The organism is Dictyoglomus sp. DH (genome assembly GCF_055181375.1).
On sequence record NZ_CM143706.1, the window covers coordinates 792,629 to 807,678 of the forward strand.

At 31.4% G+C, this 15,050-nt stretch carries 15 protein-coding genes; 10 read left to right on the forward strand and 5 right to left on the reverse strand.

Annotated features, from left to right (window positions below; translation table 11 throughout):
- Positions 1-10 precede the first annotated feature (10 nt).
- The gene (locus ACY3JJ_RS03755) at positions 11-1,237 is read left to right on the forward strand and encodes a zinc-dependent alcohol dehydrogenase (protein WP_463092454.1); all 1,227 of its coding nucleotides are present in this window, start codon (positions 11-13) and stop codon (positions 1,235-1,237) included.
- Here the strand turns inward: ACY3JJ_RS03755 and ACY3JJ_RS03760 are convergent.
- Together ACY3JJ_RS03760 and ACY3JJ_RS03765 are read right to left on the reverse strand one after the other, a co-directional pair.
- Complete coding sequence (locus ACY3JJ_RS03760) at positions 1,234-1,887, reverse strand: cyclodeaminase/cyclohydrolase family protein (RefSeq protein WP_463082505.1); 654 nt, start codon at positions 1,885-1,887, stop codon at positions 1,234-1,236. The two genes, ACY3JJ_RS03755 and ACY3JJ_RS03760, sit on opposite strands and share 4 nt — an antisense overlap.
- On the reverse strand, positions 1,874-3,073 hold the full coding sequence (locus ACY3JJ_RS03765; RefSeq protein WP_463082504.1) for an aminotransferase class I/II-fold pyridoxal phosphate-dependent enzyme: 1,200 nt from the start codon (positions 3,071-3,073) through the stop codon (positions 1,874-1,876). The genes ACY3JJ_RS03760 and ACY3JJ_RS03765 overlap by 14 nt, the downstream gene beginning before the upstream one ends.
- Positions 3,074-3,191: 118 nt before the next feature.
- Here ACY3JJ_RS03765 and ACY3JJ_RS03770 point away from each other — a divergent pair, with 118 nt between their 5' ends.
- The 9 genes from ACY3JJ_RS03770 to ACY3JJ_RS03810 all read left to right on the forward strand — a co-directional run bounded on the left by ACY3JJ_RS03770 (position 3,192) and on the right by ACY3JJ_RS03810 (position 12,130).
- Positions 3,192-4,154, forward strand: a complete 963-nt coding sequence (locus ACY3JJ_RS03770) for an L-lactate dehydrogenase (protein ID WP_463092455.1) — start codon at positions 3,192-3,194, stop codon at positions 4,152-4,154.
- A gap of 135 nt (positions 4,155-4,289) precedes the next feature.
- Positions 4,290-5,198: a KaiC domain-containing protein gene (locus ACY3JJ_RS03775; RefSeq protein WP_463082502.1), complete on the forward strand. Its 909-nt coding sequence runs from the start codon at positions 4,290-4,292 to the stop codon at positions 5,196-5,198.
- Complete coding sequence (locus tag ACY3JJ_RS03780; RefSeq protein ID WP_463082501.1) at positions 5,185-5,568, forward strand: regulatory domain protein; 384 nt, start codon at positions 5,185-5,187, stop codon at positions 5,566-5,568. The genes ACY3JJ_RS03775 and ACY3JJ_RS03780 overlap by 14 nt, the downstream gene beginning before the upstream one ends.
- Before the next feature lies 1 nt (position 5,569).
- Complete coding sequence (gene rlmD / locus ACY3JJ_RS03785; protein ID WP_463092456.1) at positions 5,570-6,916, forward strand: 23S rRNA (uracil(1939)-C(5))-methyltransferase RlmD; 1,347 nt, start codon at positions 5,570-5,572, stop codon at positions 6,914-6,916.
- An 84-nt stretch (positions 6,917-7,000) separates the two neighbouring features.
- Positions 7,001-7,945, forward strand: coding sequence for an AAA family ATPase (locus ACY3JJ_RS03790; RefSeq protein ID WP_463092457.1), 945 nt, complete (start codon positions 7,001-7,003; stop codon positions 7,943-7,945).
- A gap of 2 nt (positions 7,946-7,947) precedes the next feature.
- Positions 7,948-9,087: a DUF58 domain-containing protein gene (locus tag ACY3JJ_RS03795; protein WP_463092458.1), complete on the forward strand. Its 1,140-nt coding sequence runs from the start codon at positions 7,948-7,950 to the stop codon at positions 9,085-9,087.
- Positions 9,068-10,303 carry a hypothetical protein gene (locus ACY3JJ_RS03800; RefSeq protein WP_463092459.1) on the forward strand — a complete coding sequence of 412 codons (1,236 nt, stop codon included), beginning with the start codon at positions 9,068-9,070 and terminating at the stop codon, positions 10,301-10,303. The genes ACY3JJ_RS03795 and ACY3JJ_RS03800 overlap by 20 nt, the downstream gene beginning before the upstream one ends.
- A 16-nt stretch (positions 10,304-10,319) precedes the next feature.
- Complete coding sequence (locus tag ACY3JJ_RS03805) at positions 10,320-10,865, forward strand: D-lyxose/D-mannose family sugar isomerase (protein WP_463092460.1); 546 nt, start codon at positions 10,320-10,322, stop codon at positions 10,863-10,865.
- 2 nt (positions 10,866-10,867) lie between these two features.
- Entirely contained in the window at positions 10,868-12,130 is a 1,263-nt protein-coding gene (locus ACY3JJ_RS03810) for a ribonuclease HII (RefSeq protein ID WP_463092461.1), read from the forward strand.
- Here the strand turns inward: ACY3JJ_RS03810 and ACY3JJ_RS03815 are convergent.
- From ACY3JJ_RS03815 to malF, 3 genes are all read right to left on the reverse strand, one after another.
- A complete protein-coding gene (locus ACY3JJ_RS03815) occupies positions 12,080-12,577 on the reverse strand; it encodes a DUF4352 domain-containing protein (RefSeq protein ID WP_463092462.1) in 498 nt (165 codons plus the stop codon). The two genes, ACY3JJ_RS03810 and ACY3JJ_RS03815, sit on opposite strands and share 51 nt — an antisense overlap.
- 71 nt (positions 12,578-12,648) lie before the next feature.
- Entirely contained in the window at positions 12,649-13,494 is an 846-nt protein-coding gene (locus ACY3JJ_RS03820; RefSeq protein WP_463092463.1) for a sugar ABC transporter permease, read from the reverse strand.
- The gene (gene malF, locus ACY3JJ_RS03825; RefSeq protein ID WP_463092464.1) at positions 13,491-15,005 is read right to left on the reverse strand and encodes a maltose ABC transporter permease MalF; all 1,515 of its coding nucleotides are present in this window, start codon (positions 15,003-15,005) and stop codon (positions 13,491-13,493) included. The genes ACY3JJ_RS03820 and malF overlap by 4 nt, the downstream gene beginning before the upstream one ends.
- Between the last annotated feature and the right edge of the window lie 45 nt (positions 15,006-15,050).

Sequence of the window (15,050 nt, forward strand, 5' to 3'; positions counted from 1 at the left end):
AGGGATTGTTATGAAAGCAATATGGTTTGAAGAGAGTATCCCTCGATATTTGCTAAGTAAAACCTTAGGAAATATTCACTATTCTTTTTATTATAATGTACTTTCATGTATAAGATATGGAGATTTTCCAGAGCCAAAACTTCCAGGACCTAAGTGGGTAAAGATAAAAACTCTTATGGGGGGAATTTGTGGGAGTGATATTGGTCTTATAAAACTTCATGATAGTCCTGCAACTTCTCCCTTTGCGTCTTTTCCTTTTGTTATAGGGCATGAAAATTTAGGAGTAATTGTAGAGAAAGGTGAAGAAGTGGAGGGTTTTGAGGTAGGAGATAGAGTGATTGCTGATCCAACTCTCTCTTGTAGGGCAAGGGATATAGATCCACCTTGTGAGAAGTGTCAAAATTGGGAGTTTTCTCAATGTTTTAATTTTAATAAGGGAAGTGTATCACCTGCACTAATGATTGGAGCATGTAGGGATACAGGAGGAAGCTGGGGAGAATATTATGTGGCCCATGAGTTTCAATTATTTAAAGTGCCAGATAAAATTACAAATGAGAATGCCATTTTAGTAGATGCATTTTGTTCTGCATTACATCCTGTTATGAGAAATTTTCCCAAGGATACAGATACAGTTTTAGTGGTCGGGGCAGGAAGTATAGGAATAAATGTTGTAAGTTCATTGCGAGCTTTAGGAAGTAAGGCGAGAATCATAGTTCTTGCGAGATATAAATTTCAAGGAGATTTTGCAAAACATTATGGGGCAGATGAGGTTATATATACTAAAGGGTTAGAAAAGTCTAAATTATATAAAAAGATTGTAGAGATGACTGGAGGTGAAGTATTAAAACCCGTTTTAGGAAAGCCTGTTGTGGTTGGAGGTGCAGATATAGTATTCGAATGTGTGGGAAGCGATGATTCTATTGATGATGCATTGAGACTTACTAAACAAGGAGGAAAAACAGTATTTGTAGGTTTGGTGGGAATTACCAAAAAAGTGGATTGGACCTTTGTCTGGTTTAAAGAATTAAAGGTTGCAGGGACAAATAGTAGTAGTGGTGAGATATTTAGAGGAGAGAGAAAAAGAGGTTATGAAATAGCTCTTACTTTAATGAAGGAAGGTTTAGATCTATCACCTCTACTTACCCTTACCTTTAAGTTGGATGAGTATAAAAAAGCAATACAGATGAACTTTTTTAGGGGAAAGTATGGATTAGTAAAGTCAGCTTTTGTATTTTAAGATATTTGAAGAACACTTTCTACCTCTTCGTATATTCTGTCGGCAAGCTGAATCCCCTCTTCTAATAAAGATTCAGCTTGCCTTTGAATTTCATTAACAAAATTTTTATCCCTTATACTAACAAGATTTATCTTAACATTAAGCCAAGCGGACTGAATAGCAGATTTAAGACATAAGGCGCTTACACCAATATCACTTACCGCATTAGGGTTGGAGTTTCCTAAGGTATTTTCAAGAATTTTTAGGGCTTCTAAACTCTTTTTCATGACTTCAAGGGGTACTAATGATGCTTCTTTTAATGTATTTTCTAATATTTCTTTCCTTTTTTCCTTTTCTTCAGGATTATTTTTAGGAAGTTTTAAGGCTTCTGCTACTTTATTAAAGGCTTCAGCATCTTTTTCTATAAGATCTAATAATTCTTTCTGTAGTTTTTCATTTTTTTCTACAATTTCTTCCATTAATTCCTCTTTATCTTTAAATTTTTCTTTTCCTATGGTTAAATTTGCAACCATAGATGATAATGCAACCCCAATACTTCCAACTAAGGCTGCTGCAGCTCCTCCTCCAGGTGCAGGTTCCTTTGAGGCAAGTAGATCTATAAATTCTTTTATTGCATAGTTTATAAATTTTATGTTTTTAGATGATTCCAAGTTTTTTCCCTGCCTTTTCAAAAATTTCTAAGGCCCTATCAATTTGATCTTCAGTATGAGTTGCCATATAACTTGTTCTTAGAAGAGATTGATTAGGTGGAACACCAGGCGGAAGTACAGGGTTACAATAAACTCCTAAGTCAAAAAGCTCTTTCCACATATATATGGTTTTCCATCGATCCCTTATATATATGGGTATAATAGGGGTACAGCTATTTCCAATATCAAAACCTAAAGATTTTAATCCCTCTCTCATTCTATTGCTAATTTTCCATAGATGCTCTATTCTTTCAGGTTCTTCTTGCATAACTTCTAATGCTGCTAAAGCAGCTGCAGTATTGGCAGGAGACATGCTAGCAGAGAATATAAAGGACCGTGCTGTATGTTGTACATAAAAAATGGTGTCTTCATCTCCTGCTATAAAACCTCCAAGACTGGCAAAAGATTTACTAAAAGTACCCATTATAATATCTACTTTATCTTCTACTCCAAAATAATTAGCAGTACCTCTACCGTGATCACCCAATACTCCTATAGAATGGGCATCATCTACCATCAACCTGGCATTATATTTTTCACAGAGTTTGATAATTTCTGGGAGTGGTGCAATATCTCCTGCCATTGAAAATATACCGTCTACTATTATCAATTTTCCTGCATTGTCAGGGCAAGAAGCAAGCACTTTTTCTAAATCCTCCATATCATTATGTTTAAACCTTTTCATTTCTCCCTGAGATAGTCTACATCCATCAATAATAGAAGCATGATCTTCCTTATCTGTAATTGCAATATCTCCTTTACCTATTAAAGCAGATATTGTTCCTAAATTGGTTTGATAACCTGTAGAAAATACTAAAGCTGCCTCTTTATGGAGAAATTCTGCAAGTTTCTCTTCTAATTCTTTATGAAGTTTTAAAGTTCCATTCATAAAACGTGATCCAGTACAACTTGTACCATATTCTTTAATGGCTTTTATGGCTGCTTCTTTTACTTTGGGATGGGTAGTTAGACCAAGATAGTTGTTAGAACCAAGCATTATTAATCTTCTACCATTAATAACTACTTCTGTACCTTCTGTCTCTTCTAACGGAAGAAAGAATGGATAAATGCCTTGATCTATAGCTACTCTTGCTTCATTTAAGAAATGATCAGGTCCTATATTTCTAAATTTATCAAATAAGTCCATTTTGTGCTCCCATCCTTTCTAATTGTTTTTTAGATAATTTTAACACAAAAATTGTTGACTTTGCATTGTTTTTAAGTTATTATTATATGGAATTTGGACTAAAAAGGTAGGTGATTATATGAGAAACAAGGTATTTATAGTAGGGGCGGGTTTTGTAGGATCTTCTTTTGCTTATAGCTTAATGCAGAGAGGTATAGCTAGGGAAATTGTTTTGTTTGATATAGATAAGAATAGGGCTTTAGGAGAAGCCATGGATCTTTCTCATGGGGTATCTTTTACTAAACCTACAATAATAAAGGCTGGAGAATTAAGAGAAGCAAAAGATTCAGATTTAGTAGTTATTACTGCAGGAGCAAAGCAAAGACCTGGTGAAACAAGATTACAACTTATTGATAGAAATCTACAAATATTTAAAGATTTAATTCCAAAAATATTAGAATCTGGATTTAATGGGATTTTCTTGGTGGTGACAAATCCAGTAGATGTACTTACTTATGTTACTTATAAGCTTTCTGGTTTCCCAAGACAAAGAGTAATAGGTTCTGGAACTGTACTTGATAGTTCAAGATTTGCATATCTTCTTTCTCAACATTGTAATGTAGACCCAAGATCGGTTAATGCCTATATAATAGGTGAACATGGCGATTCTGCTGTTGCAGCTTGGAGTTTAACCCATATTGGTGGAATTCACATATCTGATTTTTGTCCTGTATGTGGTAAAAATTGCTTTACTCAAGAAGTTATGGAGAATATTTTGAAAGAAGTAAGAGAATCTGCTTATAAGGTGATTGAACTTAAAGGAGCAACATATTATGCTATAGGCTTAGCTTTAGTAAATATTGTTGAAGCTATTTTGAGGGATGAAAATAGAATTTTGCCTGTATCTTCAGTACATAAAGATATATTAGGTATAAACGATATTCCATTAAGTTTGCCTTCTATAATAAATAGAAATGGGGTTGAAAAGGTATTAAATATAAAACTTTCTGAAAAGGAAGTAGAGGAATTATTGAATTCTGCAAAAATAATTAAACAAATGATAGATTCCTTAGATTTTGATAAAGAACCAATTTTTAGTTGATCTATTAATTCAACTTTAAACCCTTTTAATCTCTTTAACACCATATCCCCTGGGTCTCCCCTCCCAGGGGATTTTTCTATGATATACTACTTTTGAGACTTGAATTAAAAATAATTTTTTTAAGGGGGAATTATTATGGAGAAAGAAGAGAAGGTGTATCAGTCTCAATATGAAGTTGTAGAAGATGCAATATTATCTTTAAGAGATATAGGTGATAGAGCAGTAGAGATAAGAGGAGTACCTACAGGAATTGAGGGATTAGATAATTTATTTTTTACCACTAAAATAGAAAAGGGAAAAACAAAAGTTGTATCTTTAGGAGGTATTCCTCAATATAGTGTTTTTAATTTGACTGGTATATCAGATACTGGAAAGAGTTTAATGGGGGAACAATTTGCAATAAAGCAGGCTTCTCTTGGCTATTCAGTTGCCTTTATTACAGTAGAGTCTCCGGCACATTTTGTGGCTACATCTATGAAATCAAGAGCTGTAGCTATGGGAGTAGAGGAAAATGTTATAGACGATAATATAGTTTTTATTGATGCAGCTTCTTATTCTAAATTAAGAGAGGATGTTCCTACACTTCTTGCAACTCTTGCACATGCTATTAAAAAATATAAAATAAAATTTACTGTTATTGATTCAATAACTGGTTTATATGAAGCAAAAGAGATGATGGCAAGAGTAATAGTGAGACAACTTTTCAACTTTATGAAAAAGTGGTACCAAACAGCCATATTTATATCTCAAAAGAGATCAAGCCAAGAAGAGTTCTCAGCTGAAGCAGCTGGAGGCTTTGCTATTTCCCATATAGTAGATGGTACCATGGTACTTTCAAAGGTGCTTATAAGTAGCCAATATATGGAAAGAATATATAAGCGTCCTTTAGGAGAACTGGTTAGACTTTTTAGGATAGATGGTTGTAGAATGTGTGGACATAGTACAGATACTTTTCTTCTTGAAATTGATAGGAATGGTTTAGTAAGAATAGGACCATCTTTAAAAGAACTTTCTAAGGGGGTGAAATTAGATGCCAATTCTTAGTGGTGAAGATATTCCTTTACAAGAGGATGAGCTTGATAATATTGCTATGAAAACTTTTTTGAAAACATTGGAGATTTTGGGGGGACCAAGGAAATTGATTCTTTTTAGAAATCTTACTTGGGTACCAAGTTTAATTGAAGCATGTTATGCAGTAGTACTAAGGGACAGATATATGAAAACGGAGACTGAGATTGCAGAATTTTTAGGACTGACTAAGCAGACTGTTAGAAATATATTAAAGGCAGATCCAGATATAGTATTGGATATTCTTGAGGATGAGTTTAAGAAAAAGGAGCTTAAGACTCATGTTGCGGGAGGACTTGCCAAATTAGCTTATAGAAAGATAAAGGAGGATTTAGAGATTAAGTAAAGTGGTAAAAGTAGGGGAAGAATACATAGTAAAAATTGATGGGATTAATTCTCAAGGACAAGGAATAGCCCATATTGAGGGATTTGTGGTATTTGTTGATTACGGCCTTCCTAGTGAAATAGTAAAGATCAGAATTCATACAGCTAAAAAAGATTATGCTATAGGTAAAATTGTAGATTTCGTTGAAAAAGATACCCATAGGGTTGTTCCTCTATGCGATGTTTTTTATAGATGTGGTGGTTGCCATTTAATGCATGTTAGTTATGAATATCAATTGGATTTAAAAAGAAGGATAGTTGAGGATACATTTAAGAGAATTGGTAAAGTTAATGTATATATTAAACCTGTTATTGGTATGGATTACCCTTATAGATATAGAAATAAGGCAAAGATTCCTGTTGGGCGAAGAAATGGCAAAATAGTAGTTGGTTTTTATAAAACTAATACTCATCATATTGTGGATATTAAAAAGTGCATAGTTCAACATGAGGATACTGACGGACTTATTGAAACAGTTAAAGAGGCAATAAAGAAATTTAGGATAGAAATATACAATGAATTAGAACACAAAGGAGAAATTAGATTTATGGTAGCTCGCAGGTCCTTTGCCTTTGATGAATTAATGGTTATTTTAGTTTCAAAGAAGATGCTTAATAATGCTAAGAAAATTGCAAGATATTTTAAATTCAAACATCCAAATTTAAGATCATTTTATATTAATATTAATCCAAAGCGTACAAATGAGATATTTGGAGAGGAATCAAGACTCATATGGGGAGAAGAGGTCATAAAGGACAAAATAGGGGATTTTATTTTTGAAATTTCTCCCGTTTCTTTCTTTCAGGTAAATTCGATACAAACAGAAAAACTATATAGTAAAGCTGTAGAATATTTATCAGAAGATAGCAATTTAGTTTTTGATGCTTATTGTGGAATTGGTACTATATCTCTATTTTTATCTAAAAAGGCCAAAAAAGTGTATGGGATTGAGATAGAAAGATCAGCCATAGAAGATGCGTGGAAAAACACCAGAATAAACAAGGTTAAAAATGTAGAATTTATTTGGGGTAGATCAGAAGAGGTTATTCCCAGGTTAATTTCTGAAGGTAAAATTCCTGATGCAGTGGTTTTAGATCCACCAAGAAAAGGATGTGATAAGATTCTTTTGGATGCGGTTATAAATAGTAATGTTAAGCAAATCATTTACATATCCTGTTATCCCTCAACCTTGGCTCGCGATATAAATATTCTTGTAAATTCTGGATATAGGGTTAAAGAAGTTCAACCTGTAGATATGTTTCCTCATACATTTCATGTAGAAAACATTGTGTTATTAGAAAAAGATTAATTCTTCAAAAAATTTATTCTCCTAATATTAAAAGAGTGATAAAATAAAAAGTAAAAGAACCTAAATAATGGGAGGATAATTTCAATGGATATAGAAAAATACATAGATTTTAAAGAAAAAGTGTTGAAAAACGTTTCAAGGGTTATTGTTGGCAAAGAGAAAATAATAGAGCTAATAGCGGTTGCATTTATTTGTGGGGGACATGTGTTGATAGAAGATGTTCCTGGACTTGGTAAAACTCTAATGGTTAAAGCTTTTGCGAAGACAATAGGAGGAAGCTTTAAAAGAATACAATTTACTCCTGATCTTTTACCATCAGATCTTACAGGTATAAATTTTTATAATCAAAAAAAGGGAGAATTTGAATTTAGACCGGGTCCATTATTTGCCAATATAATCTTAGCTGATGAGATTAATAGGGCAACTCCAAGGACTCAATCAAGTTTATTAGAAGCTATGGAGGAAAAACAAGTAACGGTTGATGGTGTCACAAGAAGACTTCCTGATCCTTTTATGGTTCTTGCAACCCAAAATCCAGTTGAAACTTATGGTACTTTCCCTCTACCAGAAGCTGAATTAGATAGATTTTTCATGAGAATAAAGATAGGATATCCCAATAGAGAAGAAGAAATAGAGATAATAAATAGAAACAAGAAAAAGGATATGCTTGAGGATATAGATACTGTGGTAGATACTGATGAGATAAATTATTTAAGAGAGAATTTTATTAATGTTAGGGTTTCAAAGGAGGTTATAGATTATCTCTTAGATATTATAGATTCAACAAGAAAATCAGAATCTATACTTCTTGGAGTAAGTCCAAGAGGAAGCGTAGCTTTGTTTAAAGCAAGTCAGGTTTTTGCATTATTTAATGGAAGGGATTATATTATTCCTGAGGATATAAAATATTTGGCTCCTTTTATTCTCAATCACCGTATAATCACTATTGGGGCTTCGAAGAGTAAAGACATATATGAGGTAATAAATAACTTATTAGAAACTATAAAAGTACCTGTAGAGGAGATTTAACCTTGATTTATATTTTATTTTTTGTCATTCTTATAGGGTTAATAATAAATGAGCTTTCTAAATATTATGTTTTAGAAGGTCTCAGCTTTCATAGATATTTTTCAAAAAAATTAATAGAACCAGGAGAAGAGTTTTTCATTGAAATTGTAATAGAAAACAAAAAAATTATACCGGTTACTTTCTTGCAAGTAGTAGAGGAACTTCCAGGAGCATTAGATTATAAGTTTAAAGTTGATAAGATAAGAACGAAGAATTTTCTATATCATACTATGACTTTTTTTATATTACCTTTTCAAAGGATAAGAAGAAAGTATTTGGCTACATGTTATAAAAGAGGAAGATATATTTTTGGTAATGTGGAGCTTTTAGGGGGAGATTTTTTTGGGCTTAAGGTTAAGACTAAATCTTTACATTATATGCAAGATATTGTTGTGTTACCTAAGAAGATGGATTTAGAAGAGGGGTTGATACCTTATGGAGATTATCATGGAGATATATCGGTTAAGAGATGGATTATTGAAGATCCAACCATGATAATAGGAGTAAAGGAATATACTGGTAGAGAACCTTCTAAAACAATTCATTGGCCTTTGTCTTTAAAACATGGAGAATTATTGGTTAAAAATTTTGATTTTACCTTTGAAAACAATGTTATGATTCTTCTTAATGTAGAATGCTCAAAGCCCTATTGGTTTAATATGGATGAAGAAGGTATTGAGAAATGTATATCTATAGCAAGAGGAGTAGCTGAAGCTTTTAACGAGAAGAAGATTCCTTTTGGCTTTTCTACTAATTCCTTGATTTATGGACTTTCAAGGGATGAAAACACTATATATCCTGGGATAGGAGAGGCTCATCTATATTTGCTGTTAGAGTATTTAGGAAGAATTTCTTATAATGTTAATTTACCTTTTGAAGAGACCATAAAGAAGTTTTTTAGAACGGGAAATCTACTTATTTCTACATTTGTTATAATTACTCCTTATGTGTTGAGAGAGTATATTCCTATTATAAATTCCTTAGATACAGAATTCACAAAAGTGATTGTCATATCCATAAATGGTGATAATTTTCCTTATCTTTCAGAAAGAATATTGAAATATGAGGTTAAAAAGGATAAAAATGTGGCTTATATTTCTTGATTTATTAGCAAGAGTTTCTTTTCTTTTTTCTTTGATAGGTACAGCTATTATTCTGCTTTACAACCTTAAGATATATTATATTTCATATCTTTACTTAGTTTTTGTTTTACTTTGTGGAGTTTTTATTGAGAGGAAATATAAAAAACTTATCTTTCTTCCTTTCCTACTGCTTTTGTTTGTCCCAATTTCCATATATGAGAGACTATTTTTATTAATTTTAGGAGGATTAACTTTATTTCTTCTTTATACCCAAAGGGATGTTACGTATGGCTCAGTTTTAGAGCATTTTAATAAAACCTATCCCTTAGCTTTATTATTATTTCTTACGACTTTTGTTATGAGATATATAAGTACTAGTAAGTTTATTATTTTAGAAAGTGTAGTATCATCATCCTTGTTGATGTATTTTATATCAAGCATAATTCTGCTAAGAACTTTAAGATATTTAGAGCATAAACCGGAAGATAAAAATCTTATATCCTTAAATATTAGATATGCCTTGGCTATTCTTGTTTTCTCTATGCTTTTGAGTATACCTTTTGTGAGAGATAAATTGTTTTGGGTAGCAAGTTATGTTTTCTCTTTTATTTATTTCATTTTTATAACTTTAATTTCAGTTATCTTTATTATTATCGGATATGTGATAGGTAAAATAATTTACTTTATTATCTCCTTTATGGCTAACAGAGGAATAATTGGAAGATCTTCAAGAGAAATTATGAATATGAATCTCGAGATAAATAAATTTCTCAAATTCCTTTGGGAGAGAAGACATATAACTTCCGATTTATTAGATAAGATTATTATTGTGTCTTTTTATATCTTTGTAACGATAACAGTAATTTTAATTATATATTGGGTAATGAAGAGATTTTATAGAACGTATAAAAAAGAAGAAAACTATATAGAAGAAAAAGAATTTATATTCCCCTCTTTAAATCCAATAAAGATGCTTCAAAATCTTTTTGGTAGAGATAATCTTAATCCTATTAGAGAATACTACAGGAAATACCTTTTAGATAGTAGAGAAATGGGGGCTGATATTAGATATTCTGATACTACTTACGATGTTTATAAGAAGACCTCTGATCTTTTTAATGATAATTCATTGAAAAGAATGAGAAATATTTATATTGAAGTAAGATATGGGTTTGGCAGAATAACATCTGATCTTATTAAGGAGTTTAAGAAACTTTATAAGAGTTTAAATAAATAGATTCAGGAGGTTGATTATGAAAAGAAGTGAATATGATAAGGCAAGAGAGAAAGCCATTTCTTTTTTGGAAAAAGCCCATATAGTAATTACGGAGGAAGAAAAGAGGAAGATTGAAGTGGCTGATTTTGGTTTAGGAATGTTGTCTGTTTTTGGACTTCAAATACTTACATATGTGAGTACTGAGAGGGTTTGTGCAAAAGAACTTATTTTGTTTCCTCGCCAAACATGTCCCGAACATAGACATCCCCCATTTAATGGAGATTTAGGTAAAGAAGAGACTTTTAGATGTAGATGGGGAAAAGTTTATCTTTATGTTCCTGGAGAACCAACAAGAAATCCAAAGGCTATTATTCCAGAAGATAAGAAAAGATATTTTACAGTTTGGCATGAGATTGAGTTAAATCCTGGGGAACAATATACTTTATATCCTAATACCCCTCATTGGTTTCAGGCAGGAGATGAAGGAGCTATTGTTTCAGAATTTTCTACAAGAAATTCTGATGAATATGATATATTTACAGATCCTAATATAAAGAGAATTCCTGTAATAGAGGAAGATTAAAGGTGTATGGAAGTACATGGGTTGTAACCAGAGAAAAGGCAGAAAAAATAAAGGAAGAGCTCATAAAAAGAGGGGGAATAGAGGAAAATCCTAAAAGTATTTATGAGATTTGGAGGATAAGATTAGGAAATAGTATATTTATATACTATTCATCTAATAAGCTTTACAGCACTCCTTCTAATGAGATATGGAGAATTTGGGAATTAATAGATTCCATAATAAAGAGTGAAAGTGATAATTTAAAGAATTATTTGTTGGGATTTGATGAGACGGGAAAAGGGGAGCCTTTTGGGCCACTTGTACTTGCAGGAGTAATGGTACCTAAGGAGATTCTGAAAAATATTTCTTTAGAATTTAGTACTTCTGATACCAAGAAAAAACATAATTATGAATATTGGGAAAAATTGCTTTTTTCTCTGAATTCAATAGAAGATCTAAAATATAAGATTGATCTTATAATGCCAAGGGAAATAGATAGATTTAATATAAATATGTTGATGGATTTGGGATATGAGAAACTATTGAAAAATCTTATTTATAATGTACCTTTTGAAGACTTAAGGATTGTAATTGATGATTATGGTATAGGTAATATTCTTAATAAATATTTACAGCATGTTAAAGAAAAGGGGGCTGAAGTTATTACTATTTCTGATTCAGAAAATAAGTTTATAGAAGTGAGAGTAGCTTCCTTAATTGCCAAAGCATATAGAGAAAAATTTTTGAAGAAGATCTCAGAAGTATATAAACTTGAAGAAGAAGTTATAAAAGGAAATTTGTCTGATATTTATGTAAGAGATAGGTTTTTGCAGTATAAAAAACAAGATTTCTGGTTTTTGAGAAGGTCATTTAGTGAAAAGAAAATTAAAGAGAAACCATCTTTTATAAATATGATAGACGAAGAGGATAGAGTTATATGTTTTTTCTGTGGAAAGGCTTCATATCAAGTAATTTTAGATAACTATAAGTTTAAATGCATATACTGTGGAAAAGAAATGAAAGATTTGCAGTTTGCCTTAAAGTATAAATATGGAGTTATAAAGGTAGAAGATAAAAGGATTATAAATATGATTTTAGATATTTTTAAGCATAAAGATATATTGGATGGCTTTGATTTTATATTGCCTGAAGGTAGCCTCCAAGATCTTCTTCCCTTTAGAGATATGGGAAAGATTTTAATAGATACTAAAAGTACGTACCTGACTTATATAGAGCTAAATCTTCAAGGAGATAGTATAGTTTTTTCCCTTATTAGGAATGTCTAAGATTTTTAACTTATAAGGTGTATTGTTTTTATTTAATTCAAATATGAGGAGACCAGATTTCATCTCGTTAGGTTTTATATACCTCATGAAAAATACTTCTTGCCCCCTTAAACCATAATAAATAGCTCCTAATGTACTAATAGGAATTTCAATTCCATCATCATTTATAAGACGAAAATTATCGTGTTTTATTAATAATTCTTTATTTGTTTTGTTTAGCACATATATTTCAAAGATATAAAAGACATGGTTTTTCTCTGGCTTTATATTAGAAGAATCAAAAGGTAAAGCTTCTAATTTGTCAATTTTGGATATATAAAAGATTAATCCATCTATATTTTCTCCTTTTATTTCTTTTCCTTGTATGGTTAAGGATATATCTTCAGCTATTATTATTGAGAAAAGAGGGATAATAAATAAGACTAAAATTATTATAGCTTTTTTCATATACACCCCCAAGAAATTTGTTTTCTGTTTATTATATCATTATTGGGGAGAGTAAGGTAGGTAAACCCACCTTACTCCTTAACAGCCCCACGAGTTAAACCAGATACAATCAAGTTTTGAAGAGCTAAAAACATAATGACAATAGGTAATGCTCCAACTATCGATGCTGCAGCAAAATCCCCCCATCTTACATCATACATTCCTGATATAAAATTTCTTAAGCCAACAGCAAAAGTATATTTGGATGGATCCTTTAATACAATACTTGCTAAAAGGAAATCAGAATATGTTCCAATAAAGGAGGTTATAGCTACAACTGACAAAATAGGTGTAGAAAGAGGTAAAATTATCTTGTAATAGGCTTGAAATCTTGTGGCACCATCTATTAATGCAGATTCTTCAAGAGAATCTGGAATACTATCAAAAAATCCTTTCATAAGCCATATATTATATGGTATTCCTCCACCTAAATATATCATTATCAATCCAGAGAGAGTATTAAGACCTAAAAATGGTAGATATTTCCCTAAATGATAAAGTAGCAAGTAGACAGCAACCATTCCCATAATAGCAGGAAACATTTGAAGTATCAATAAGGTGAGAAGAGAATATTTTTTACCCCAAAACTCAAATTTTGAAAAAGCATAGGCAGCAAGGGAAACAAAAAATACTGTAAGTATAGCTGTAGTTATAGATACTATAAGGGAATTTTTTATCCAATTAAAAAAGCCAATATCTTTTAGGTTTGAATAATGTTCTATAGTAATATTATCGGGGATAAGTTTTTGCCCTACCAAGCCACCTCCAGCCCTAATGGATGCAGAGATAGTCCAAGCTACTGGAAAGAAAGTGAATACTAAAAATATCCAAATGATTATATGCTTGGGAATTTGGAGTATGATTTTGTTTTTTCTCATTCGTATCTCACCTCACGTTTAAACATACCAGAAATCCAAAAGTTAAATATACTTATTAAAGCTATTATGATAAATACGATAATTGATATAGTGGCTGCTAAGCCATAGTCTTGACCTCTACCACCTTCAAAGGCAAGTTTATATGTATAAGAAATTAGGATGTCAGTAGTACCAGCTACTGTGGAGATATCAGACATAGGAGGTTTACCCGATGTAAGTAAATATATTACGTTAAAATTGTTAAAATTAAAAGCAAAAGTTCCAACTAAAAGAGGACCAATAGCTGTTAGGAGAAGAGGTAATGTTATACTTCTTAATTGTTGAAAATAGCTTGCTCCATCAACTTTTGCTGCTTCATAGAGCTCCTCTGGGATACTTTGTAAAGCACCTAAGCAAACTGTCATAGCATATGGATATCCAAGCCATAAATTTACCACAAACAATGCTACTCTTGCCCATGTAGTTTCTAAGAACCATGGTATCTTAACTCCAAAAAAGGAAAACAAGATTCTATTCACTACTCCTACTTCTGTATTAAGTAATCCTACCCATATAAGTAGAGATATAAATGCAGGGATAGCCCAAGGGACTATAAGTAGTGTTCTATAAATACCTTTAAATTTTAAATTTTTATCATTCATAAGCAATGCTAAAAATAATCCTACTGTAAAGTTTAAGAGAGTTGTTCCTGCTGCCCAAAAAATGGTCCATAGAAACACTCTAAGGAAGGGCTTAGATACTCTATCATCCTTTATTAATCTTACAAAATTTTCTGTACCTACAAACTCAACAAATCCAGGAATTATCTTTTCACCATTTGGTCTTGTAAAGAATCCATCCTTTGGAAATAATTTTTCATTAGTGAGTTTATCTATTATTACATCTTCCTCTGGAATATAAACATATCTTTGTTTATATAACGAGAAATGGTTAAGGTCTGAAAGCTGTAGAAAAGAGTTGTCTTCCAATTCAAATTTCAGATTTTGTAGTGAGGAAATTTTGGAGAATTTTCCCTCTTGAGAGACTATTTTATATCCTTCAAATTCTGGGGGGTAATTTTCTTTTGCTATTAATATAAGCTTTTTATTCTCTATCTTGTATATATTCCCTAAAAAATCTTTTAATAGGATTTTAATCTTATTTTCATTTTCATATATTGCATATTCATAATTTTGAGTGTTTTGAGGTAAAAACGTCTCCTTTTCTAATTGTTCAATCACTTGAGATTTAGTGAGTATGTGTCCAGTACCATAATTTGTAAAAGCTATCTGGATGGTATAAATAATTGGATAAATCATAAATATGAACATTAAAAGAAAGGCAGGTACTATATATCTCCATGGATAGGTTTTAGGATGTAAAACAAGTAAAGAAAAGAAGAAAGTAACCATGAAAAAGATTAAACCCCATATAAGTCCTGCTACATTTCCTATAATATAACTAAAAAATATCCCTATTACAGCTATTACTATAGAGTATAAAATATGATAGATTGTCTTATAAAGATTCATTTCGAGTTACCTCCTGTAAAGAAGGAGGGAGAAAATATTTCTCCC

Bases quoted from the DNA above. Each gene is read 5' to 3' on its own strand.
- malF (WP_463092464.1), bottom strand. From the start codon at position 15,005: ATGAATCTTTATAAGACAATCTATCATATTTTATACTCTATAGTAATA.
- ACY3JJ_RS03755 (WP_463092454.1), top strand. From the start codon at position 11: ATGAAAGCAATATGGTTTGAAGAGAGTATCCCTCGATATTTGCTAAGT.
- ACY3JJ_RS03815 (WP_463092462.1), bottom strand. From the start codon at position 12,577: ATGAAAAAAGCTATAATAATTTTAGTCTTATTTATTATCCCTCTTTTC.
- ACY3JJ_RS03820 (WP_463092463.1), bottom strand. From the start codon at position 13,494: ATGAGAAAAAACAAAATCATACTCCAAATTCCCAAGCATATAATCATT.
- ACY3JJ_RS03765 (WP_463082504.1), bottom strand. From the start codon at position 3,073: ATGGACTTATTTGATAAATTTAGAAATATAGGACCTGATCATTTCTTA.
- ACY3JJ_RS03800 (WP_463092459.1), top strand. From the start codon at position 9,068: ATGTGGCTTATATTTCTTGATTTATTAGCAAGAGTTTCTTTTCTTTTT.
- ACY3JJ_RS03775 (WP_463082502.1), top strand. From the start codon at position 4,290: ATGGAGAAAGAAGAGAAGGTGTATCAGTCTCAATATGAAGTTGTAGAA.
- ACY3JJ_RS03780 (WP_463082501.1), top strand. From the start codon at position 5,185: ATGCCAATTCTTAGTGGTGAAGATATTCCTTTACAAGAGGATGAGCTT.
- ACY3JJ_RS03790 (WP_463092457.1), top strand. From the start codon at position 7,001: ATGGATATAGAAAAATACATAGATTTTAAAGAAAAAGTGTTGAAAAAC.
- ACY3JJ_RS03805 (WP_463092460.1), top strand. From the start codon at position 10,320: ATGAAAAGAAGTGAATATGATAAGGCAAGAGAGAAAGCCATTTCTTTT.
- ACY3JJ_RS03770 (WP_463092455.1), top strand. From the start codon at position 3,192: ATGAGAAACAAGGTATTTATAGTAGGGGCGGGTTTTGTAGGATCTTCT.